Here is an 827-nt window from a genome sequence, read left to right on the forward strand (position 1 = left end):
GTCGCCGCCGAGGTCGAAGAAGGAGTCGTCGATGCCGACCCGTTCCAACCCGAGGACCTGGGCGTAGATACCCGCCAGGATTTCCTCGGTAGCCGTGCTCGGAGCCCGATAGTGATCGGTGCCGGTGTATTCCGGCGCGGGCAGGGCCCGCTTGTCCAGCTTGCCGTTGACCGTCAACGGCAACGCATCAAGAGCCACCACGGCCGCGGGCACCATGTAAGCCGGCAACCGCTCGGCCAGAGCCGCACGAGCTTGCACCGGATCTGCAGTACCGGTCAGGTAACCGACCAACCGCTTGTCACCAGGCTGATCCTCGCGAACGATCACCACCGCCTGCGCCACACCATCCAAATCAGCCAGCGCGCTTTGGATTTCACCCAACTCGATGCGATAGCCGCGGATCTTGACCTGCTCATCAGCACGCCCGGCATACCGCAACTGCCCATCGGCACCCCACGACACCAAATCCCCGGTCCGATACATCCGAGCACCCGGCATACCGAACGGACACGGCACAAACCTCGAGGCCGTCAAACCAGCCCGGCCCAGATACCCCGCACTGACCCCGCGGCCGGCCACATACAACTCACCCACCACACCCGGGGGAACCGGACGCAACCACCGATCCAAAACAAACAAACCAGCACCCGGAACCGGCACACCGATCGGGACGGTACCCATCCCAGGCTGCAATGGCGCACTGATCGTGGCATACACCGTCGTCTCAGTCGGACCATACCCATTGATCAACACCCGACCCGGCGCCCACCGATCCACCACATCGGCCGGACACGCCTCAGCCGCCACCATCAACGCCGACACCGACT

1 protein-coding gene is annotated in these 827 nt (G+C 64.2%); it reads right to left on the reverse strand.

The annotated features are described in order from the left end of the window. The coding region (locus AC4ELS_RS17095; RefSeq protein WP_499048293.1) for a non-ribosomal peptide synthetase at positions 1-827 on the reverse strand (827 nt) is incomplete at both ends.

It is taken from the genome of Mycobacterium shunyiense (assembly GCF_058270035.1).